Annotated in this window: 13 protein-coding genes; 10 read left to right on the top strand and 3 right to left on the bottom strand. The window is 74.0% G+C overall.

What is annotated here, in order from left to right:
- Positions 1 to 91: 91 nt before the first annotated feature.
- Complete coding sequence (locus ABT147_RS34810; protein WP_351413700.1) at positions 92 to 433, bottom strand: trypco2 family protein; 342 nt, start codon at positions 431 to 433, stop codon at positions 92 to 94.
- A 92-nt stretch (positions 434 to 525) separates the two neighbouring features.
- On the opposite strand from ABT147_RS34810, the gene ABT147_RS34805 reads away from it, so the two are divergent.
- The 5 genes from ABT147_RS34805 (at position 526) to ABT147_RS34785 (ending at position 8,913) form a co-directional block, all read left to right on the top strand.
- Positions 526 to 2,136, top strand: coding sequence for a S1 family peptidase (locus ABT147_RS34805; protein WP_351413698.1), 1,611 nt, complete (start codon positions 526 to 528; stop codon positions 2,134 to 2,136).
- Entirely contained in the window at positions 2,133 to 4,517 is a 2,385-nt protein-coding gene (locus tag ABT147_RS34800; protein WP_351413696.1) for a tetratricopeptide repeat protein, read from the top strand. The genes ABT147_RS34805 and ABT147_RS34800 overlap by 4 nt, the downstream gene beginning before the upstream one ends.
- Positions 4,518 to 4,844: 327 nt before the next feature.
- A complete protein-coding gene (locus tag ABT147_RS34795; protein WP_351413694.1) occupies positions 4,845 to 6,269 on the top strand; it encodes a vWA domain-containing protein in 1,425 nt (474 codons plus the stop codon).
- A gap of 113 nt (positions 6,270 to 6,382) precedes the next feature.
- The gene (locus ABT147_RS34790; protein ID WP_351413692.1) at positions 6,383 to 7,537 is read left to right on the top strand and encodes a hypothetical protein; all 1,155 of its coding nucleotides are present in this window, start codon (positions 6,383 to 6,385) and stop codon (positions 7,535 to 7,537) included.
- The gene (locus ABT147_RS34785; protein WP_351413690.1) at positions 7,534 to 8,913 is read left to right on the top strand and encodes a carbohydrate ABC transporter substrate-binding protein; all 1,380 of its coding nucleotides are present in this window, start codon (positions 7,534 to 7,536) and stop codon (positions 8,911 to 8,913) included. The genes ABT147_RS34790 and ABT147_RS34785 overlap by 4 nt, the downstream gene beginning before the upstream one ends.
- Before the next feature lie 45 nt (positions 8,914 to 8,958).
- On the opposite strand, the gene ABT147_RS34780 is transcribed toward ABT147_RS34785, so the two are convergent.
- Together ABT147_RS34780 and ABT147_RS34775 are read right to left on the bottom strand one after the other, a co-directional pair.
- Complete coding sequence (locus tag ABT147_RS34780) at positions 8,959 to 9,690, bottom strand: response regulator (protein WP_351413688.1); 732 nt, start codon at positions 9,688 to 9,690, stop codon at positions 8,959 to 8,961.
- Positions 9,687 to 10,913, bottom strand: a complete 1,227-nt coding sequence (locus ABT147_RS34775) for a sensor histidine kinase (protein WP_351413714.1) — start codon at positions 10,911 to 10,913, stop codon at positions 9,687 to 9,689. The genes ABT147_RS34780 and ABT147_RS34775 overlap by 4 nt, the downstream gene beginning before the upstream one ends.
- 482 nt (positions 10,914 to 11,395) lie before the next feature.
- Here ABT147_RS34775 and ABT147_RS34770 point away from each other — a divergent pair, with 482 nt between their 5' ends.
- From ABT147_RS34770 to ABT147_RS34750, 5 genes are all read left to right on the top strand, one after another.
- Positions 11,396 to 12,214 carry an ABC transporter ATP-binding protein gene (locus ABT147_RS34770; protein ID WP_351413686.1) on the top strand — a complete coding sequence of 273 codons (819 nt, stop codon included), beginning with the start codon at positions 11,396 to 11,398 and terminating at the stop codon, positions 12,212 to 12,214.
- Positions 12,211 to 15,024: an ABC transporter permease gene (locus ABT147_RS34765; RefSeq protein WP_351413684.1), complete on the top strand. Its 2,814-nt coding sequence runs from the start codon at positions 12,211 to 12,213 to the stop codon at positions 15,022 to 15,024. The genes ABT147_RS34770 and ABT147_RS34765 overlap by 4 nt, the downstream gene beginning before the upstream one ends.
- 519 nt (positions 15,025 to 15,543) lie before the next feature.
- On the top strand, positions 15,544 to 17,001 hold the full coding sequence (locus ABT147_RS34760) for a Tat pathway signal sequence domain protein (protein ID WP_351413712.1): 1,458 nt from the start codon (positions 15,544 to 15,546) through the stop codon (positions 16,999 to 17,001).
- Between the two features lie 458 nt (positions 17,002 to 17,459).
- Positions 17,460 to 18,359 carry a glycosyltransferase family 2 protein gene (locus ABT147_RS34755; protein ID WP_351413682.1) on the top strand — a complete coding sequence of 300 codons (900 nt, stop codon included), beginning with the start codon at positions 17,460 to 17,462 and terminating at the stop codon, positions 18,357 to 18,359.
- A gap of 308 nt (positions 18,360 to 18,667) precedes the next feature.
- Positions 18,668 to 21,937: an AfsR/SARP family transcriptional regulator gene (locus ABT147_RS34750; RefSeq protein ID WP_351413680.1), complete on the top strand. Its 3,270-nt coding sequence runs from the start codon at positions 18,668 to 18,670 to the stop codon at positions 21,935 to 21,937.
- Positions 21,938 to 21,944 lie beyond the last annotated feature (7 nt).

Genomic DNA, 21,944 nt, shown 5'->3' with positions numbered 1-21,944 from the left:
ACGACATCGCCCGCGACCTCACCATCTGGATGGCCGCCCGCGACTTCCCCGGACGGTCAACCAAGCAGGTCAGCGACTTCTAAAACACGGCCTAGTCGCGGGTGAGGGAGCCGTCTGGTGGGGCGGGGGTGTCGGGGGGCTCGCGGGTTACCTCGTGGTGGTGGCCGGTGGGGCCTGGGAGGGGTTTTAGGTCTACTTGGATTCTGTGGGTGGAGTCGTGGGTCAGTGAGCCGCCGAGGCGGGCCTCTACGACGCCGAGGCGTAGGGCCGCGCCGGTCTCGCCTGAGCGGTGGAACTGGACCGCGAACTCCAGGCTGACCTGCTCCACGCTGAAGCGCCAGTCGCTTGCCGCGCCCTCCGCCTGGGCGCGGGCCAGTTCCGCGCGGACCGTGCCGATGGCTTCCGCGAGACCGACCGGTTCGTTGTCGCTCATGTCAACACCCCGTTGGATTGCGTTGATTGACCGATCCAAGTTGGTTCACAAGTCTAGGGACGCGCCATGCCCCGCGCGTAGTGTGAGGTGGCATGGGGGAATTGCGTGCGGACTGGAGGCTCCGGCTGCGGCGCGGGGATGCGCGGGGTCCCATCTGCGGTGCCGGGGTGCTCGTCGACCAGGACACGGCGCTGACCTGTGCGCATGTGGTGCGCCGTCCGGACGCCGTGATGTGGGTGGAGTTCGCCGAGAACAGCGAGATCGAGGCGGTGTCCGCGCGTGTTCCGCCCGGCGGCTGGCTCCCGGGGACGGAGGGTGCCGGGGGTGGTGAGGACGTCGCCGTGCTGCGGTTGGACAGTCCGCGGCCGCAGGCGCGGCCGGCCCGGCTGGAGCCGAGGCTGTGGGGCGGGATGGAGGTGTCCGCGACCGGGTACGCGGAGGGCTTCGACGACGGGATGAGCCTGTGGGGGCGTATCGGCGGGGTCAGTGGTGAGCGGGTGCAGTTGGATGCCGTCACCAAGGCCGAGGTGGTGCGCCGGGGGTTCAGCGGTGCCGCCGTGTGTACCCGGCCGGGGGAGGGGCGTCCCGCCCGGGTCGTCGGGCTCGTCGTCAGCTGGCGTGGTGACATGGGCGAGTTGCTGCCCGAGAACAACCGGCTCGCCTTCTCCTATCTGATTCCGGTTGAGCGCATCGCCGAACTTTCGCCGCTTGTACGGGAGTTGAGTGCTCCGGATGCCTGGGACCACGGCTTCGAGGAGCGGGTGAGCCGGTGGTTCGACGACCCCGACGAGGAGCCGGTGAAGATCACCGTGGTGCCTCCGGGGAGTGGGAAGGAGCGCTCGCTGCGGCATCTGCTGCATCGGGCCGATCTTCTCCATCGTGGCGGCTCATCATCCAGCAGACCCGATCTCGCCGATCATGCCTTGGGGTATGTCGCTTTTCCGGCCGGGCAGTATCTGGCCTATTGGGACTGGCTGTTGGGGACGACCAGGTCCCGGCCGTCCCCGCAGGCGTCCGCGCAGCCGTCCGCGGGGGCGGCTGCGCAGATGCCCGCGCAGGTGGCTGCGCAGTCACCCGCGCTCGCGGCCGGCTTCGCGCCCGCCCTCGCGGCCGGTCGGCGCGTCACGGTCGTTGTCGATGGGCTTGACGAAGAGGCCGAGCCGGGGCCCCTGATCGAGCTCCTCGCCCGATTACGGTCGCTCGGATTTCGGGTGCTGCTGGTCTTTCGGCACGAGGGTGGTACCGGGTGGACCGCCGCCCGTGACGGACTCCTCGCGCCGGCCCTCCTCGATCACGCCGATGTGTTGCTCGCCCGGCTGGAGCGGGCTGAGTTCAGCCGCGCGGTCCGGCACGGCGTCGTCGACAGTGCCTCCCTCGGCTCGATGACCGAGACGGCCGACCGGCGCAGGGGCGAGCGGCGTCTCGCCGACGAGACCACGGACCCGCAGTGGCGGCTCGCCCGGCTGCGGGAGCTGATCAGAACCCTGCGCGCCGATCTGCGGGCTGACCTGCCGGCTGATGCGCGGGCTGACCTGCCGGCCGATGTGCGGACCGGCTCGCGTTTCGATCCACCCACCGAGCCGCGTTCCGGCCCCCGTTCCGAGCCGCGTTCCGGCCCGCGCTCCCATCCGCCCACCGGCCCGCGCGCCGATCCCCCTACTGGCACTCCCACCACCCCCCACGACACCGGAGGCCCCGTATGAGATCCGCCCCCCGGGCAGGGCCGGGGGCCGATGGTGAGCGTGAGGCGGTCTGTCCGCATCGGCGGTTCACCGGTGCCCCCTGTGGCGGGACCGTGTTGCCCACCGGGCACTGTGGGGTGTGCGGGCGGGCGGAGGGTGGGCCTCGGTTGCCGGGGCTGCCCGGGGATCCCCGGGAGTTCGGGCCGGCGCGGCTGCTCGCGTTGCCCGAGCGGGTGCCGCGGCCCGCGCAGGAGCGGCTGATCCATCCCGAGGCGCCACTGCGGGTCCGGATGGGCTGTTCGTCCCCCGAGTGCGGGATCACCTTCGCGCCGCCGTACACCGTGGGGCCGGTGCCGGTCGAGGGGTACTGTCCGGCCTGCGGTGAGCCGTACTCGTACCGGCCCGAACTCGCCGAGGGCGATGTGCTGCGCGACCAGTACCGGATCATGGGGCCCATCGCGCACGGTGGTCAGGGGTGGGTCTATCTCGCCGAGGACACGCATCTCGGTGACGTGGTCGCCGTCAAGGGCATGCTCAACCGCTATGAGCAGGACGGGGCCCGGCTCGCCGACGTCGAGCGGCGCAACCTCGTCGCCATCCGCCACCCCCGTATCGTCCAGATCCGCGACTTCGTCGCCCGGCGCGACGGCAGCGGGCAGGTCACCGGCGGCTACATCGTCATGGACGACGTCGGCGACGGCACCCTGGAGAAGGTCGTCAAGGAGACCCGGCGCGGAGAGTCCGTCCTCGACATCGAGCACGTGGCCGCGTACGGCTGTCAGATCCTGGAGGCCTTCGTCCATCTGCACACGGGTGGGGAGAAGGGCTTCGTATACGGGGACATGAAGCCCTCGAACGTCGTGCACCACGGGGACGGCGTCAAGGTCATCGATCTCGGCGGGATGCGCGAGCAGGGGCAGAGCCAGCCGCCCGCCCATGTCACCCCCGACTACATGGCGCCCGAGACGGCGTCCTCGCCCATGCCCACCACCGCCCACGATCTGCACACGGTCGGTGTCACCCTGCGGGAACTCGCCGGCTGGGCCGTCGACGAGGTGCCCGGCCTCGGCACCGCCTCCTTCTGGGGCGTCGTCGACCGCGCCACCCGCAGCGACCCGGGCCTGCGCTTCGTCGACGCCCGTGAGATGGCGGGCCAACTGCGGGGCGCGCTGCGGGAGATCCGCGCCCTGCGTGGCAAGAGCGACCCGCCCGAACCCTCCGACTACTTCTGGCCCTCCCCGCAACTGCTCGGTGCCCGGCTCGGCACGGTGCCCGGTATCGAGCACTGGCTCGACCGCCCCCGCCGCGACCGCTACGACCCGCCCCTCGCCCCCGCCCTCGACCTCGGCGCCCCCACCCCCACCGAGATCGCCCGCCGGCTGCCGGTGCCCAGGCGCTACCCGGGCGACCCGCAGACCACCCGCTTCGAGGTCAGCAGCGGCTACGACCCGGGCCGGCTCCTCGACCAGGAGGACGGCAAGCCGCCCTCGGTGGAGATCCGCCTGCACAACGTACGGGTCCTGCTGGGCCGGGACAGCCGGGACACCCGCGACGACCTGGAGCGGGCGCAGGAGGAACTCGACACCGCCGACTCCATCCCCGGGCCGTCCGCCGTGCGCCGGTGGCGGCTGGAGTGGCACCGTGCCCTGGTCGCGCTGCGCCGCGCCGGCCTCGACGACGATCCGCGGCAGGTCGCCGAGGCCAGGCGCCACTTCGCCCGGGTCCGCCTCGAACTGCCCGGCGAGTACGCGCCCAAGCTGGCCCTCGCCTACTGCGCGGAACGGCTCGGCGACGACACGGCCGGGCCCACCGCGAAGGAGCTGTACGAGGCCGTGTTCGCCCGCAACCCCGCGCACGGCGGCGCCGCCCTGGGCCTCGCCCGGCTCGCCCTCCGCGCGGGTGACCGCCGCGCCGCCCTCGACGTCCTCGGCCGGGTCCGCCCCGGCACCCTGGACCACACCGTCGCCCGTATCGCCTCCTTACGTATCCGCGCGGCCCGGCTGCCCCGCGACGGCGACCCGCTGCCCGCGCCCACGGAGGTCGACGCGGCACTGGACGAACTGCGCGGCCTCGTACGCCGGGAACCGGGCGCCGGCGGGCCGAGCCTGTCCGAGGACGAGGCGCTGCGGCTCAGCACAGAACTGCACGAATGGAAGCTGGACGCGCTGTACAGCCGCGACGACCGGCCGCCCGGCCTCGGCCCCGGGGCAGGTGCAAGGGGAGGGGGTGGCGGGCGGCTCGATCCCGGGCGCCTTCGACGTCTCAGCGCGCAGGAGCGGCAGTTGCGTGCTCGGATCGAGTCGCTCTACCGGCAACTGGCCGCACGGCACGGGGAGTCGGCCGCCGCGCACGAACACCTCGTGGACCTGTTGCAGGCGGTACGGCCGCAGACGGTGATCTGACCGTATGACGCATGACAGCGGTGAGTTGGGGGGTGGGGGGGTGGGGGCGGCCGGGCTCACGGGCTTGTTCGGCAGCGACTTGGCGGGCGGCGTTCATGCGTCCGTTCGGCAGCGACTTGGCGGGCGGCGTTCATGCGTCCGTACGGCAGCGACTTGGCGGGCGGCGTTCATGCGTCCGTACGGCAGTGATGCGGCGGGCGGCGCTCACGCGTCCGTACGGCAGCGAATCGGCGGACCGCACCCACGCGGTCCGTGCGGCGGTGACCGTGTGGTCGGGGCTCGCCCGGTCCGCACGGTGACGACGGGGAAGGAACGGTGACGCACGACATGGGCACGCACCTGAGCCGGCACATGAGCGGCCGTCCGAGCGGTCGCACCCGGCCGCCGCGGCCGGACATCCAGTTGCGCGTCGAACTCGGCGGCGATCTGCGGCCGCACCGCAGCGCGAAGATCGAGGCGCATCTGCGGGTCGACGTGACCGCCGGCGGCGCCCCCGCCGAGCTGCCCGCGATCGAACTCGCCGTGATCATCGCGGTGGACGTCGCCGAACCCCTCCGGGCGGCCGTCCGGCACGCCCTGCCGGCCGCGCTGCGGGCGTTGCCCGACGGCATCTCGTTCACCGTGCTCGGCGCCGGCCCCGAGCCCGTCCGGTGTCATCCGGGGGGCGACGCCGAGTGGTCCGTGGCCGATCACCGCGAGAAGCGGCGGGCCGCGTTCGCCGCGGGTGCGATCCCGCTGCACCGGGACGGTCCGCGTCCCGCCGGGTACGCCGCATGGGCGGCCACGTCACGGGCCCTGCTCGCCGCCCGCCCGCTGTCCGTACGCCATCTGCTGCTGATCACCGACGGCAGCAGCGCTCCCGGCGACACCCGCCTCGACGACGAACTCGACCTCTGCGCCGGGCATTTCACGTGCGACGTGTTCGCCGTGGGCGCGGACTGGACCCCCGAGCCGCTGCTGACGCTCGCCGAACGGCTGCACGGCACGGCCGAGTTCGTGGACGACGGCCTCGGCCGGGCGATCACGGCCGCGATCCAGCGGCTGCGCCGCGTGCACACCCCCCAGTTGCCGATCGAGGTGACCGTACGGCCCTCGGTGCGGCAGGTCGCGCTGAACGAGAAGGCGCCCCGGCCGCACCGTCTCGGCGGGCTGCCGCAGCCCGGCCGGCCGCACCGCTGGAGCTTTCCGACGTACCAGTGGGAGGAGGGCGGGCGCGACTATCTGCTCACCCTCGTCGCCGACGCCGACAACGACCCGTTGGAGACGTATCTGCAGTTCGCCATGGTCTCCGTCGGCGATGTCCACGCGGCCGTCACCGCCCGCTGGCACCGCCCCGACCTGCCGCCGCCCGATCTTCCGGCGGGCGCCGGCAGTGTGCGCGACCAGAAGTCCACCACCGTGATGCGGGAGGCCCTGCGCCGGGGGCTCGTCGCTCTGGGGGAAGAGCGACGGGACGTCGCCCGGGGGCACTTGGGCCGGGCCGCGCGGCTGGCCGACCGGTTCGGCACGGACTGGGTGCTGGACGAGATCCGCGCGGTCGCCGACATCGAGGACGCGCCCGCGGGGCTGGTCCGGCTGCGGCCCGCCGTCGACGCCGGCACGCTCGGCCCGATGATCCTGCGCGCCGGGTCGCGTCCCGTGACCCTGACCGACGCCACCGGGGCGCGGCCGGGCCCGCGCTGCGGCCGGTGCGCCACCCCGGCCGGGGGCGAGGCGCGTTACTGCGTCGCCTGCGGGGAGAAGCTGCTGTGACGGGCGGACGCGCCGCGCCTCGCGGCCGACGCCTCCTCGCCGCGCCGCGGCGCGGGCGCACGCTCGGCGCTTCCCGGCAGGGACGCGCGCCTGACGCTTCGCGGCGCGGGCGCGTGCTCGGGGTGCCCCAGTCCGGGCAGGCGCTCAGGGCTCCCCAGCCCGGGCACGCGCTCGGGGTCCCCCAGCCCGGGCACGCGCTCGGCGTTCCGTGGCGCGGGCACGCGCTCGGCGTTTCCCGGTCCGGGCGCATCCTCGGCCTTCCTCGGCCCGGGCGCATCCTCGGCGCGCTCTGGCGCGAGCGGTTGCGCGGGCGGCGGACGCGTCGGCTGTTGGAGGCGCATCTGCTGGTTCTGACGGTGTGCGCGCTGGTGGCGGCCGGCGCCCTGTTCGTGTCGTGCCGGCAGATCCAGGGCGGCGCCGAGGCGCTCGCCGACGAGGAGGCGCCGGCCGTGCAGGGGCTCGCCGCCACCCGGCTCGCGGTGCTGCGCGCCGACTACGAGGCTCGGGAACTGAAGGAGATGAAACTGGTCGACGTCGCGGGGTCGGGCGAGAGCTACCGGGCCCAGCTCTCCGCGGCCGACCAGGGACTGTCGCGGATCGCGGACCGTACGGACCAGGACCTCGGCACCGTCAACGGGCTGCTCGCCACCTACAGCAACTCCATCAACCTCGGTACGGCCATGTACCGGGACCAGCCGCTCATGCGCGAGCAGAAGCTCGCCGAGGCGCGCTCGCTGCTCATCCGGTCGGGCGTGGGGCTCGTCCCGCGCCTGGACGACATGCAGCGGGTGCAGATGAAGCACGCCGAGGCCACCGCCACCGAGGGGTGGTTGCAGCGGAGCGGCTGGTGGCTCACCGAACTCGCCCTGGCGGCGCTGGCGTTGACCCTGCTCTCCGCGCTGTTCGTGCTGCGCGACCGCTGCGGCCGCGACTGGAACCCGTATCTGCTCGCGGCCTTCGCCCTGACCGTGCTCCTCGCCGTCGTCCCGCTGCTGACGATGTCGTCCGCCCAGGACGATCTGGACAGTGTGGTCGGGGACCTGCGGGAGATCACCGAGGCCTCACGGCAGCCCTGCTGCGGCCCGGAGCTGGGGGACTTCCAGCAGACCGTCACGGAGAGGTCCGAGGACGTCCGGAGCGTCCTGGCCGACGACGCCTGGACCGAGCGGGTCTACCAGGGCACCCTGACCGGCGGCCTCCTGCTGGTCGTCCTGCCCGTGGTGGGGCTCGGTCTCCGGCTCGACAGCGACTACTGGAGGCGGCGGTGACCCGGCGGTTCAAGGTGCTGGTGCTGCTGGTGGCGCTGGTGATGGTCTCCGGCGGGAGCATGGTGGCGGTCTGGTCGCAGCGGGACGACGAGCCGGTGACCATCCTCGGGCCCTGGACCGACGAGCAGGGGGAGCAGTTCGAGAGGGTGCTGCGGGGCTTCGGCATCCCCTTCGAGTACCAGGGCACCGCGGCCCAGCGCGAGGTGCTGCTGTCCAAGGTGCAGTCGGGCGAGCCCCCGGACATCGCGATCATGCCGGGCGTCGGTGAACTCGCCGAGTACGCGGGCCAGAAGCGCCTCAAGTCCCTGAACGACCTCTACGCCGAGGAGGAGTACGGCGCCCCCTGGAAGCCGGTGAGCGGGCCCTCGGAGGACGCGTACTGGGTCCCGGTCAAGGCGGACCTGAAGAGCATCGTCTGGTACCGCGAGGGCGAGCGCCCCGTGAACTCGCCGCCCCCCTTGGCGAGTTGGTGCATCGGCATGGGCGACGACGGCGCCTCCGGCTGGCCCGGCAGCGACTGGATCGAGGATCTCGTACTGCAACGGGAGGGCCCGGAGACCTACGGCAAGTGGGCCTTGGGCGACGCCTCGGTGCCGTGGACCGGGGACGCGGTGCGCAGCGCCTGGGAGGCGTGGGCCGGCCTGCTCCGCCAGGACAGGGACGCGGCCGCCCGCGCCCTGCTCACGGATCACCGCGGCGAGCCGAACGGGTACGGCCTGCTCTTCGGCGGGCCGGACGGCGGCGATGCGGAGGGTGGGGGCTCCGGCGGCGAGGATCCCGGTGGCGATGCGGATGGCGACGACCCGGGCGGCGACCCCGGCGGCGGCGACCCGGGCGCCGGTGACCCAGGCGCCGGTGACCCGGACGGCTGCGCCCTGGAACACCAGGGCTCCTTCGCCCGCTCCTTCTACGGGAAGAAGCGGCAACAGGCGGGCCTGATGGACTCCGCCCCCCTGCTGCCGGGCGGCGGCTACCGCGTCCGGGCCCACGAGGTGACCGGTGACTTCGCCGCGCTGTTCAGCGACCGCCCCCGGGCCCACGACCTGATCGAACGGCTCGCCTCCCGGGAGGGCCAGCAGAAGTGGGCCGACTCCGCGGACGTCTTCTCGGCCAACCGCCGGGTACGACTGGAGGGCAGCCCCCTCGAACGGGAGATCGTCAAACGCCTCACCGGCACGGGCCCCCGCTGCCTCGACGCCTCCGACGTCATGCCCCCCGCCGTCCGCGACGCCTTCTACGAGGCCGTCCTCCTCACCATCGCCCGCGCGGCGGCCGGGGAGGACCTCGACGTCCGAGGGCTCCTGACGGACGTACAGAAAGTGGCGTCCGCGCAGACCGACCGGCTGCCGGCGTTGGGGGCGGTGTGCAGTGGGTAGGGGCGCGCCCGGCCGGGCGACTGGACGGTCGCCCGCCGCTGTCGGTCAGCCGGGCGGATCGGGGGTGCTCGCTCCCGGCACGATCAGGCCCGTCTCGTACGCCACGACGACGGCCTGGGCGCGGTCGCGGAGGCGGAGTTTGGCGAGGATGCGGGCGACGTGGGTCTTGACGGTGGCTTCGCTGAGGCGGAAGTGGGCGGCCAGTTCGGTGTTGCTGAGGCCGGTGGCGAGGGAGCGGAGGACCTGTAGTTCGCGGGGGGTGAGGGGGGCCAGGTCGCGGTGGAGGGCGGGGGTCTCGGGGGTGGGCGCGACGAAGCGTTCGATCAGGCGGCGGGTGATGGCGGGGGAGAGGAGCGCGTCGCCGGTGCGGGCCAGGTGGACGGCTGCCACCAGGTGTTCGGGGGTGACGTCCTTCAGGAGGAAGCCGCTGGCGCCGGCGGTGAGGGCGGCGTAGACGTAACGGTCCAGGTCGAAGGTGGTCAGCATGACGACCCGGGGCGGGTCGGGGACCGCGCCGGAGAGGATGCGGCGGGTGGCCTCCAGACCGTCCGTGCCGGGCATGCGGATGTCCATCAGGACGAGGTCGGGGCGCGTGCGGTGGACCGCTTCGAGGGCCTGGTCGCCGTCGGCCGCCTCGGCGACCACGTCGATGCCGTCGGCGGAGAGGATCATGCTGAAGCCGGTGCGGACCAGGGCCTGGTCGTCGGCGATCACGACACGGGGGCGGGCCGTTGCCGCGGGGTCCGTGGGGTGGGGCCGGGCGTGGCCGGGCGTCATGAGGGGTCGCCGAGGGGCGCGGCGGTGGTGTCCACGGCGGCGTCGGTGAGCGGTATGACCGCCTGGACTCGGTAGCCGCCGGTGGGGCGGGGGCCCGTGGTGAGGGTGCCGCCGTGGACGGCCAGGCGTTCGCGCAGGCCCAGGAGGCCCCGGCCCGTGCCGGTGGCGGCCTCGGGGGCGGGGGTGCCGCCGGTGTCCGTGATCTCCAGCCGGACCTCGGTGGGCGTGTGGTCGACGGTGACCCGTACCCGGGCGCCGGCGGCGTGCTTGACGGTGTTCGTCAGGGCTTCCTGGACCACCCGGTACGCGGCCAGGCCGGCGCCCGGCGGAAGTGCGGACGACGGGGTGCCGGTGACGGTCAGCTCGACGGGGACGCCGGAGGCGCGTACGCGGGAGGTGAGGGCCGGGAGTTGGTCCAGGCCGGGTTGCGGGGCCAGCTCCGTGTCGACGGCGGGGTCGTGTTCGTCGTCGGACATGGTCAACAGGCCCATCACATGGCGCAGTTCGGTCATCGCCGTACGGCCGCCCGCCTCGACGGCGAGGAGAGCCTCGCGGGCCCGGTCGGGGGCGACGTCCATCACCTTGCGGGCCGCGCCCGCCTGGATCACCATCACGCTCACATTGTGGGTGACGACATCGTGCAACTCTCGGGCGATACGGGAGCGTTCGTGCTCGACCGCCAGACGCGTCGCGGCCTCCTGCCGGGCCTGGAGGGCGTGCACGCGCTGCTTCCAGGTGTGGATCGCGTTGGCGCCGAGCCCCACGCCGAGCAGTACGAGGAACGGGATCACGCCCGGGGTGACGTAAGGGAAGTTCTCCTCGGGGAACGCCGCGATCAGGGCGGCGCCCGCCACCAGGCTGGTGAGCGCGCGCAGCCGGTACGGGCTGTGGACGGCGGCGCTGTACGCGGCGACCAGGCACGTCAGGAACGTGTACACGGTCGTGTCGCCCGCTTCCAGGCGCTGGTTGAACAGCATGGTCGTGACGATCACCGCCCAGAACGCGGTCAGCGGGTAGCGGCGTCGTACGAGCAGCGGCAGCGCAGTCAGGGCGGCGAGGAGCAACTGCCAGGTGTGGGGCTCGCCGAGGGCCTGCCCCGGATACGGGGGTGCCGGGAGGCGCGGGGGCGGGGGCAGCGCCGGCCCCCCTCCCGGAACCGGCGTCGGCACCTGGTCCGGCAGCTGCGGGATCACGCTCACGTCCCGCGACAGCAAGGCCCCCACCGTGCACGCGGCCAGCAGAAAGGCGAGGCACGCGTCGGCCGTCCAAGCCCAGCGGGACGGGCGGGGCAGCGGGGCCGGGGCGTGGAGGAAGGACGGCAGGCGGTGCCGCCAGGGCCGTAGGGGGCGGAGAGGTCGTAGGGGGCGGAGGGGGCGGAGGGGGTGTGAGGGTCGTACGAGCGCCGCCCATGCCCGGCTCGCCCGCGCCCCGCGCGCCCACGCCCCGCTTGCCCACGTCCTTGCCGTCTTCGTCCGCGCCTCCCCACCACCCATGGGGTCAGTGTGGCAAGCGGCGGCGGTCGTCACATCCGTCGTGGTGGGGGTGGTGGGGACGGGCGGTACATCATCCGCGTACATCTCGGGGATGACGTGCGCGCGGTGTCCGCCCGGTACGGCAGAGGGGTTCGCCGTCGAGGGCGACGACCGGGGGCGGGGCTCGTCCCTAGCGTCGGGGGCCACGTCAACCACCTTCCTGGGGAGGCCCCGTGGCCACAAACACGAACCCGTCCACCACCGCGCCCGCCACCGCCGCCGCGCCCGTCATCGACATCCACGAGGTGGGCAGGGCGTACGGCGGTGAAGGGCCGCCGGCCCTCGACGGGGTCTCGCTGCGGGTGCGGGCCGGGGAGGCGGTGAGCGTCATCGGGCCGTCGGGGAGCGGCAAGTCGACGTTGCTCAATCTGATCGCCGGGCTGGACCGGCCGAGTTCGGGGAGCGTCACGGTCGACGGGGTACGGGTGGACCGGCTGGGCGAGGCCGGGGCGGCACGGTACCGGCGGGCCAAGGTCGGCATGGTCTTCCAGTTCTTCCATCTGCTGGACGACCTGACCGTCGCCGACAATGTGCTGCTGCCCGCCCAACTGGCCGGTATGGGCAGGGCCGAGGCTCGTCGGCGTGCGGCGGGGTTGCTGGAGTACCTCCGCATCGACCGGCACGCCGACGCGTATCCCGGCCGGCTGTCCGGTGGCGAACGGCAACGGGTCGCCGTCGCCCGCGCGTTGATGAACCGCCCGGCCCTCCTGCTCGCCGACGAGCCCACCGGCGCCCTCGACACCGCGTCCGGCGACGACGTCCGGGCCCTCCTCACCGAACTCAACGCGGACGGTCAGACGATCGTCCTCGTCACCCACGATCTGCGCCTCGCCGAGTCCTGCGCGAACCGGACGGTGGAGCTGGTCGACGGCCGGATCGTGCGCGACGTGGTGCGGGATGGGGGTGGGGCCGGGCTCGGGGTCGGTGACGGGGATGGGGTCGGGCATGGCGGCCTTCGGGGCGGCTCCGGTGCGACGGCGGTGGAGCGGTGAGCGCGCTCGGGCGGGTCGTGCGCGCCGGGGTGGGGCGGCGGCGGGTGCGGACCGTGGTGCTGGTGCTGACCACGGTGATGGCCGTGACCGCGTCGGTGCTCGCGGTCGGGTTGCTCGTCGCCGCGCGGGCGCCCTTCGACCGGGCCTTCGCGGAGCGGCGCGGGGCGCATCTGACCGGGCAGTTCGACGGGACGAGGGTGACGGCGGCGCGGGTCGCGGCGACCGCCGACGCGCCCGGTGTGACGGCCTCCGCCGGGCCCTTCCTGACCGTCTCGGTACGGGCCCGTACCGTCACGGGGTCCGACTTCGTGCCGGCCGGGGTGGATCTGCCGCCGCTGACCGTGGTCGGGCGGGAGGACGCGGGCGGGCCGGTCGACGAGATCGACCTGACGGAGGGGGAGTGGGCCACGCGGCCGGGCGAGATCGTGCTGGCCGCCGACGGCACACCACTGCGGCCGGGCACCCGCCTGACCCTCCCCGACGCCCCGGGCGGCCCGACCCTGACCGTCGTCGGCCTCGCCCGCTCGGTGACCGGCACGGGGGATGCCTGGGTGACTCCGGCACAGGCGGAGGTGCTGGCGGGGGTGCGGGGCGAGGTGTCGGGGGAGGCGGGTGTGTCGGCCGGGGCCGGGGCGGGTGCGTCGGCGGGGAGGGGGGCGGAGAGCGGCAACAGCCTTGGCGCTGAGGGCGATTCGGGCTCGGCTTCGGCTTCGGCCTCGGGCTCGGCTTCGGCCTCGGGCTCGGCTTCGGCCTCGGGCTCGGCTTCGGCCTCGGGCTCGGCTTCTGCCTCGTACTCGTACGAGATGCTCTACCGCTTCCGCCACGCCGCCACCGACACCGAAGTGGCCGCCGGGCGGGCCGCGATCGCGGCGGCCGTGCCGGAAGGGGCGCTGAGCGGTGCGCGGTCGTATCTGACGGTGCGGCAGGAGGAGACGGCGAACGCGATGGCGTTCGTGCCGTTTCTGGCGGCGTTCGGGGTGCTCGGGCTGTGTCTGTCGGTGTTGGTGATCGGGATCGTGGTCGGCGGGGCCGTGGGGGCGGCCACCCGGCGGATCGGGGTGCTCAAGGCGCTCGGGTTCACCCCCGCGCAGGTCGTCCGGGCGTATGTGGCACAGGCGTTGGTGCCGGCGGTGGTCGGCTGTGTCCTCGGGGTGGCGCTCGGCAACGCGCTGGCCGTGCCGGTGCTGGCGGAGGTCGGGGAGGCGTTCGGCGCGTCGGCCGGCGGGATTCCGGTGTGGGTGGACGTCGTGGTGCCCGGCGCCGCGCTCGTGCTGGTCGCCGGCGCGGCCGTGGTGCCCGCGCTGCGAGCCGGGCGGCTGCGGACGGTGGAGGCGCTGGCGGTCGGGGTTGGAGGCGGGGCCAGGGGCGGCGGGCGTGGAGGTGGACGCGGAGGCGGCGGCGGGCAGTCGCCACGGTGGTGGTCCACGACCAGGCGGTCCAAAGCTCACCGGTCCACACCCCACCTCTCCACAGCCCACCTCTCCACACCCCACCTCTCCACACCCCACCTCTCCACACCCCACCTCTCCACACCCCACCTCTCCACAGCCGGCCGATCCGCTGTCGGCCGATCCGCAGCCGCCGCCCGTTTCACGACCGCCCGGTTCATCGCCCGGCTGCCGTTGCCGCGGGCCGTCGGGCTCGGGCTGGCGCATCCCTTCGCGCGGCCCGCGCGGTCGGCGACCGTCGGCGCGGCGGTCGTCTTCGGCGCCGTGTCCGTCACCTTCGCGGTCGGGCTCGCGCTGACGCTGGGCGCGGTCCAGGAGGGCCGCATGCTCGACGCGGCCGGTTCGGTCGTGGTGGAGGCGGGTGGTGGACAGGGGCCGCCCGGCGCCGAGGTGGTACGGGCGGACGGGGGCGGCGGCGCGCCGGCGAAGGCCGACCCGGAGGCCGTGGCCGCCGTGCTGCGGGCGCGGGAGGGCACCGCCCGGTTCTACGGCACCGCCCAGGCCCAGGTAGGCGCCTCCGGGATCACCGGTGCGACGACCGTCGTGGCGTACGAGGGCGACTCGGCGTGGGGCGCGCCCGAACTGGTCTCGGGGCACTGGCTCGACGGGCCCGGCCAGGCCGTGGTCACCTCGCGGTTCCTGACGGCCGCCGGGATCGGGGTCGGGGACACGGTGACCCTCACCGAGAAGGGCCGACGGGCCACCGTACGGATCGTCGGCGAGGCCTTCTTCACCCAGGGCGGGGGCATGGCCCTGCTCACCTCGACCGCCACCCTCGCCGAACTCGGCCTCGGGGAGGGGGCGTTGCCCGGCCGGTACCACGTACGCACCGACTCGGGCACGGACCCGGCGGGCTACCTGGACGCGCTGAACCGCGCGCTCGACGAGGCCGGTCTTGAGGCCTTCGCCCGGAGCGACAGCGCCAACTCCTCCAGCGTGATCGTGGCCATGGACGCGCTGATCGGGACGCTCACGCTGATGCTCGTCGTGGTCGCCGGGCTCGGCGTCCTCAACACGGTCGTCCTCGACACCCGCGAACGCGTCCACGAACTCGGTGTCTTCAAGGCCCTGGGCATGACACCCCGCCAGACCGTCACCATGGTCGTCACCTCCGTCGCCGGGGTCGGCCTGCTCGCGGGGCTGGTCGCGGTACCGGCCGGGATCGCGCTGCACCGGGCCGTCACCCCGCTCATGGGCGACGCCATCGGCATGACCCTGCCGGCCACCGACCTCGCCGTGTACGACGGCCCCGTCCTCGCGTCCCTCGCCCTCGGCGGCCTCGTCATCGCGGTCGCGGGCGCCCTGGCACCGGCGACCTGGGCGGCACGGACGGCCACGGCCACGGCACTGCGGACGGAGTGACCGGGCCCCGCGTACGCCGGCGGACCTCAGGTATCGGCACCCGGCAGGTCCAGGGTCTGGCCAGGGCCCGGGGTGCGGGGTCCGGCCGGGGCCGGTGCTGTCGCGGAGGGAGATCAGGGGCTTGAGGAGGACGTGTCGAGGGGGCGCGTCCGGTGCGGTGAGGCGGTGGAGGAGCAGGTCGACGGCGACCCGGCTCATCTCGTTGGGGAGGATCTCGGCGGCGGTGAGCCGCGGTGTCACTGTCGTGGAGGAGTGACCTCGCGTTCCGCCCGCGTTTCCGCCGCCCCGGTCTCGCCCCCTCCCTCCTCATCCCCTTCAATTGGCGGGGGCGGCAAGGGCGTTGACCCGTCCCAGGAGCACCAGCAGAATGAGCCCCCACGCGCTTGAGAGCGCTCTCAGAACTCCACCCCGGGCGTGCCCTCAGGCCCGCACTTCCAAGGGAGACCCATGACCGGCAGCATCGGCGGCACCGGCATGAACGGCGGCACCGGCATGAATGGCACCACCGGCCGTATCGACATGGCCGGCAGTACTGGCGGTACCGGCAGACCAGGCGGCGGCCCGGCGTTCAGCCGCCGCACGCTCCTCGGGGTCGGCCTCGGCACCGGCCTCGGGGTGGCGGCGTTCACCGTCGCCGGTTCGGGCCCGGCCCACGCGGCATCCCGGACGGCGTCCGAGGCGGCACCACGGACGTCCGGGCCCTCGCCCCGGCGGCGCGGACAGGCCTTCCTCGCCGCCGCGATGGACGCCTATCCCGACCACGGCGACATCCGGCTGACCCAGAGCTACACCGACCAGGCGGGCCTGTTCAGCACGGCGTTCACGTACGACAACGCCCTCGCCGTCCTCGCCCACCTCGCCGTGCGCACGGCGGACGGGCGGGCGCGCGCGGTGGCGCTCGGGGACGCGCTGATCTACGCCCAGGAGCACGACCCGGCGTACGACGACGGCCGGCTGCGCCAGGCGTACAACGTCGGGCCGTACGTCTTCTTCGATGGCGTACCGCAGCCGGACGGGTTCGTGCGGGCGGACGGGACGGCCAACGTCGGCACCCAGTTCGGCTTCACGGGGACGGCCGTGGGGGACATGGCCTGGGCGGGGATCGCGCTGAGCGCGCTGGCCCGGCGGACCGGGGCCCGGCGGTTCCTCGCCGCCGCCGTGCGGATCGGGGAGTGGATCGAGCGGACGGGCCGTACCGACGAGCCTCTCGGCGGCTACAAGTTCGGCGTGAACGGGGCGAACGAGAAGCTGCCGTTCACCTCGACCGAGCACAACACCGACCTGGTCTGTCTGTTCGGGCGGCTCGCGCGGCTCACCGGCGACCGGGTGTGGTGGGAGCGGCGCGCGCGGGCCGAGGCCTTCGTGCAGCGGATGTGGGAGCCGCCCCAGGGGCAGGGCTCGACCGGCGGCTTCTTCTACACCGGTACCAACGACGGCGTGACCGTCAACAAGTCACCGATCCCCGAGGACACCCAGACCTGGACCCACCTCGCGCTCGACTCCGGCCGGTACGCGCGCTCCCTCGACTGGGCGGCCCGGGAACTCGCCGTCCTCGACCACGCCGAGCGCCGCAACAGCACGGTCCCCGCCGGGCAGTCGTACGCGGGCGTCACCTTCAGCTCCGCCAGCCTCGTCGCGAACGAGGACGCGCCCATCGCCGAGTTCCAGCCCAGGCCGAACCGCAACGGCGTGTGGTTCGAGGGCACCGCCCACCTCGCGCTCGCCCTGCGCGACCGGGGCGCGCGCGGCGATGAGGCACGCGCCCGGCGCCTCCTCGACTCCATCGAACGCGCCCAGGACCACCTCGGCACCGCCCAGACCGTCGGCGGCCGAGCCCTCCCCGAACGCTCGGGCATCGTCTCGGCCACCAGCCCCCTCGACACGGGCTTCGGCTTCGGCTACTACCCGTACCGGCACACGGGCGCCACGGCGTGGTACCTGCTGGCAGCGGAACGGACGAATCCGCTGCGGGCCTGACGGGGGCCTGCGGCGGGCCTGGCGGGGGCCTGCGGCGGGCCTGACGGGTGTATGACAGTTCCATGGTCGACCGTTCCAGGCCTGGTGGGGGTCGGTGCGGAGCGGACGGCGGTTCAGGTGGGCAGCGAGGTCGGTGTCCGTGATCGACGTGGCGTCGACGGCCGACCGGTCCGCGCGTTTTTCTCGCGCTGCCGTGCCTGAGGCGTCGATCCACGCCACCCGCCCCCGAGAAGGGCCGGGAACGACCGGCGGGGGCGGGGCCCAAGTCCGTACACACGGGGGAGAACCGGCGTACTCGAGGAGTCGGTGCGAAGTCTTCGACATGAACGACTAGCATCCCGGCCGTAAACATTCGGTGGAAAATGGGATGCGGGCCGGCGGTCGTCGGCTCTGCTGGATGTCGTCCGGAGGTTGTCCGGACGACGTCGGCGGTCCATGGACGGGATGGGGTTGGTGTCGTGGTGGAGGCCGGGCCTCGGGTCGCTGTCGCCGTGGTGACGATGGGCAATCGGCCCGCCGAGGTGGACGCGCTGCTCGCCTCCGTGGCCAAGCAGGACATCGCGCCCGAGCGGATCGTCGTGGTCGGGAACGGCTGCCCCCTGCCCGAGTTCGCCGACCGGCTCGGCCTGCCCGGCGAGGTCACCCTCATCGAGGTGGACGAGAACCTCGGCTGCCCCGGCGGCCGCAATGTGGCCATCGAGCGGCTGCGTGACTTCGGGGACGTCGACGTCGTCGTCGAACTGGACGACGACGGTCTCCTCGTCGACGCCGATGTGCTGCGCCGCGTAAGGGACTTGTACGCCGCCGACCCCCGCCTCGGCATCGTCGGCTTCCGGATCGCCGACGAGCACGGTGAGACCCAGCGACGGCACGTGCCGAGGGTCGGTGCCAAGGACCCGATGCGCGGCGGGCCCGTCACCGGGTTCCTCGGCGGCGGACACGCCCTCTCCATGGCCATGCTCGGCGAAACGGGCGACTGGGCCGCCGAGTTCTTCTTCGCGCACGAGGAGACGGACCTGGCCTGGCGGGCGCTCGACGCCGGCTGGACCGTGCTGTACGCCCCCGAACTGCTCCTCCAGCACCCGAAGACGTCACCGGCCCGGCACGCCATCTACTACCGGGTCAACGCCCGCAACCGCGTCTGGCTCGCCCGCCGCCGCCTCCCGCTCGCGCTCATCCCCGTCCATCTGGGGGTGTGGGTCCTCATCACCCTGCTGCGGATGCGCTCGGTGGGCGGGCTGAAAGCGTGGTTCAGCGGTTTCGTGGAGGGCTGGCGCGAGTCGGGCGGCGAGCGCCGACCCATGAGCTGGCGGACGGTCTGGCGCCTGACGCGGCTGGGACGGCCGCCGGTCCTGTAGCCGGGAAGCCCGTCCCGCAAGCCGAGTCCGCGCAACGCGAGTGCCCCGGTCGTTCACCCCCGTGGACCGGGGCACAGCGCGTTGTGCGGTTCTCGGATCCGGCAGCGGCGGCGGCACTCCCCCGAGCTACGCGTCCTACGCGTGCGCCGTCGTCGCCGGATCCGATGAAGTGATCACATCAGGTCCCGCCAACGGATCGCTAACATGAGCCCAACGGTTCCACGGGGAGCCGTACGGGAGGCGGCGCCAGGCCGCCGCGGGGCGGGCCCGGTTCGGTTCGACGGTGCGGGAAGGCAGCGGACGCTTCTATGCGGGACGGGCTGCGGTTCGGACTGCTCGGTCCGCCGGTGCTGTACGAGGCCGGGGACGACGGCGACGCCATGGGCTCCGGTGGCGACGTGGTGGGTTCCGGTGGTGGCGTACGGTCCGTCGGCAGCGGCAAGCTGCGGGCGCTGTTCGTCGCGCTGCTGCTCGAACCCGGGCGGATCGTCTCCGTCGACACCCTGAAGGACGTGCTGTGGGACGCGGCGCCACCCCCGTCCGCGCAGGCGTCCCTGCAGAACCAGGTGACCCGGCTGCGCAGGCTCCTGGACGACCCCGAGCGGCTGCGCGCGGTCCCGCCGGGCTATCTGCTGCGGGTCGGCGAGGGCGAGTTGGACGTCCGCGTCTTCGAGAGCCACGCCCGCGCCGCCCGCATCGCCCACGCCGAACGGGACTGGGCCCGTACGGTGCGCGAGTCCACCGCCGCGCTCTCCCTCTGGCGGGGAACTCCGCTCGGTGGCCTGCCGGTCGAGGAGTTCCGCGCCCAGGCCTTCGTCCAACGCCTGGAGGAGGCCCGGCTGTTGCTCCTGGAGCGACGGTACGACGCCGAACTCCACCTCGCGGCCGAGCGCCGGACCGGGCCGGGGACGGAGACGGGGACCGGGACGGGGACGGACGCGGAAGCCACCGGGCCGGACGAGGCGGCCACCGGACCACACGCGCTGGCCGCCCTCGCCCCCGAACTCGCCGCCCTCGTCGCCGAGCACCCCCTCCGCGAGGCCTTCCACCGGCTCCTCATGCTCGTCCTCCACCGCACGGGCCGCCAGGCCGAGGCCCTCGCCGTCCACCGCGACCTCCGCGCCCGTCTCCTCGACGAACTCGGCGTGGAACCGGGCCCGGCCGTACGCGAGGCCCACATGGAAATCCTGCGGGAGCCCGACGAGCACCCGCAGGAGGCCTCACCCGATACCACCCCCACCGACCCCCCACCCCGCCCGGCCCAACTCCCGCCTCCACCAGCTCACTTCACGGGCAGGGAGGAGGTGCTGGCGGAGCTGCGGCAAGCGCTGAACGCGGGAACATACGAAGCAACCCGTACCCCCACCCACCCAGGGGCGCGGGGCGGCATCGAATCTGCGGCTACCGCCGCGTGGGCGCGACAAGCCACGACGAGCCCGCACCCGCCCACGCACCCGCACTCCCGAGCTACCAGGCGCCCCCTGCCACCAAAGGGGACCGCCGTCGCAGTCATCAGCGGCATGGCCGGCGTAGGCAAAAGCGCCCTCGCCCTCCACCTCGCCCACGAACTCTCCGACCACTTCCCCGACGGCCAGCTCTACATCAACCTCCACGGCGCCACCCCGGGCATGACCCCCCTCACCCCGGCCCAGGCACTGGCCGCCCTGCTCCGCGACCTCGGCACGGCCCCCCGCCGCATCCCCGAACACCCGGACGCCGCAGCCGCGTTGCTCCGCTCGACCCTCGCCCCCACCCGCACCCTGATGGTGCTGGACGACGCCGCGCACGCCGCCCAGGTACGCCCCCTGCTGCCCGCCGGCCCCGGCTGCGCCGTCATCGTGACGAGCCGTTCACCGCTCACCGCCCTGGACGGCGCCCACCGCTTCCCGCTCGCCCCGCTGTCGGACGACGAGAGCGCGGCCCTGCTACGGGCCGCGTCGGGCCGCGCGGCGGGCCTGGACGCCGCGCACCCCCTCGTCGAACTCACCGGCCGTCTCCCGCTCGCCCTGCGCGTCGTCGCGGCCCGCCTCGCCGCCCGCCGCGCGCTCACCCCGGACGCGCTGGCCGGTCAACTGGCCGCCACGGAAGGGCGGTTGCGCCACCTCGAATACGACGACCTGAGCGTCCGCCGCTCCCTCGCCGTCGCCCACGAGGCCCTGCACGCCTCCGACCGCGAGGCCGACCGCGACGCCGCCCACGCCCTGCGGCGCATCGGCGCGCTCGACCTGCCCGCGTACGGCGCGCCGCTCCTCGCCCGCCTCACCGGCATCGACGAGTTCCGCGCCGAGACCGCCCTCGACCGCCTCGTCGACGTGGCCCTCCTGGAGGAGACGACGTACGGCCGGTACGTCCCCCACGATCTCGTACGCCACTTCGCCCGCGAACTCGCCGACACCACCACCGCCACCGAGACGGCCGAGGCCGTCGCCCAGGCCCTCCGCTGGTACACCGGCCGCGCCCGGCAGAGCCTGCTGGTGATGCTCCCACCGGGATACGAGCGCGACGAACGCCTCGGTACGACGGACACGGCGAAGGCGACGGCCCTGGCGACGGCGGGCGAACGGCAGCCCGTGGAACCGCCCTTCGCCTCCGCCGAGGAGGCCTTCGCGTGGGGCGACCGCGAACTCCCCAACATCGTCGCCCTGGTGGAGCGCTGCGCCCGCGAGCACGTCGACGCGGCCGGCGGACCGGCGGCGGCGCTCGTCCCCGCCCTCGTCCGCCATCTCTTCCCCTATCTGCACCGGGGCGGCCGGCTCGCCGAGCTGGACGTGCTCGGGCGGCTCGCCCTGGACGTGGCGAGGTCGCTCGGTGACGACGAGGCCGAGGCGTTCGCCCTCACCGACCGGGCGGGGCTGCACTACATGTCCGGCCGGGCCTCGGAGGCGCTCGCCCTCAACGACGAGGGCCTGAAACTGTGGCGGCGCCTCGGGGTCGTGTCGTGCGTACGGCGGTGCCTGAACAACCGGGGGCTGGTCCTGGAGAGCCTCGGCCGGTACGAGGAGAGCGAGGAGACGCTGCGGCAGAGCCTGGAGCTGTCCCGGCAGCTCGGCGACCCGTACGGCGAGGCGGTGACCTTCAGCCATCTCGGCAACCTGTACAAGCACACCGACGCGCGGGCCGCCATCGCCCACCACGAACGGAGCCTGGCGCTGGGCGAGCTCGCCGACAGCCTGGTCGTACGCCACACCGCGCACTGCAACATCGGCTACGCCCACCTCAGACTCGGCGAACCGGCCGCCGCCGTACGGAACTTCGAGCAGAGCCTGCGGATCCTCGGCGACGACGAGGACTGGCAGGGCGAGTCCAAGTCCCGGCTCGGCCTGGTACGGGCGCTGCGCGAGCTGGGCCGCCCGGACCGCGCCGCCCACGAGTGCGCCCTCCTCCTCGACCTCGCCGAGGGCCGCGCCGACCAGTACGCCGTCGGCCTCGCCCGCCACCAGCGCGGGCTGCTGCTCCGGGCCCAGGGCCGCGTCGAGGAGGCCTACCAGGAGTGGGAGCGCGCCCAAGCGGTCCTGGACGACACGGACTCGACGGTGGCGATAGACCTGAGGGAACTACTGAAGGACCGCGCCCCGTAGGCCCCGC

The sequence above is a fragment of the Streptomyces sp. NPDC001868 genome (genome assembly GCF_040297125.1).
In the GTDB taxonomy this organism is placed as follows: Bacteria; Actinomycetota; Actinomycetes; order Streptomycetales; family Streptomycetaceae; genus Streptomyces.
This window is presented reverse-complemented; position numbering and strand designations above follow the sequence as displayed.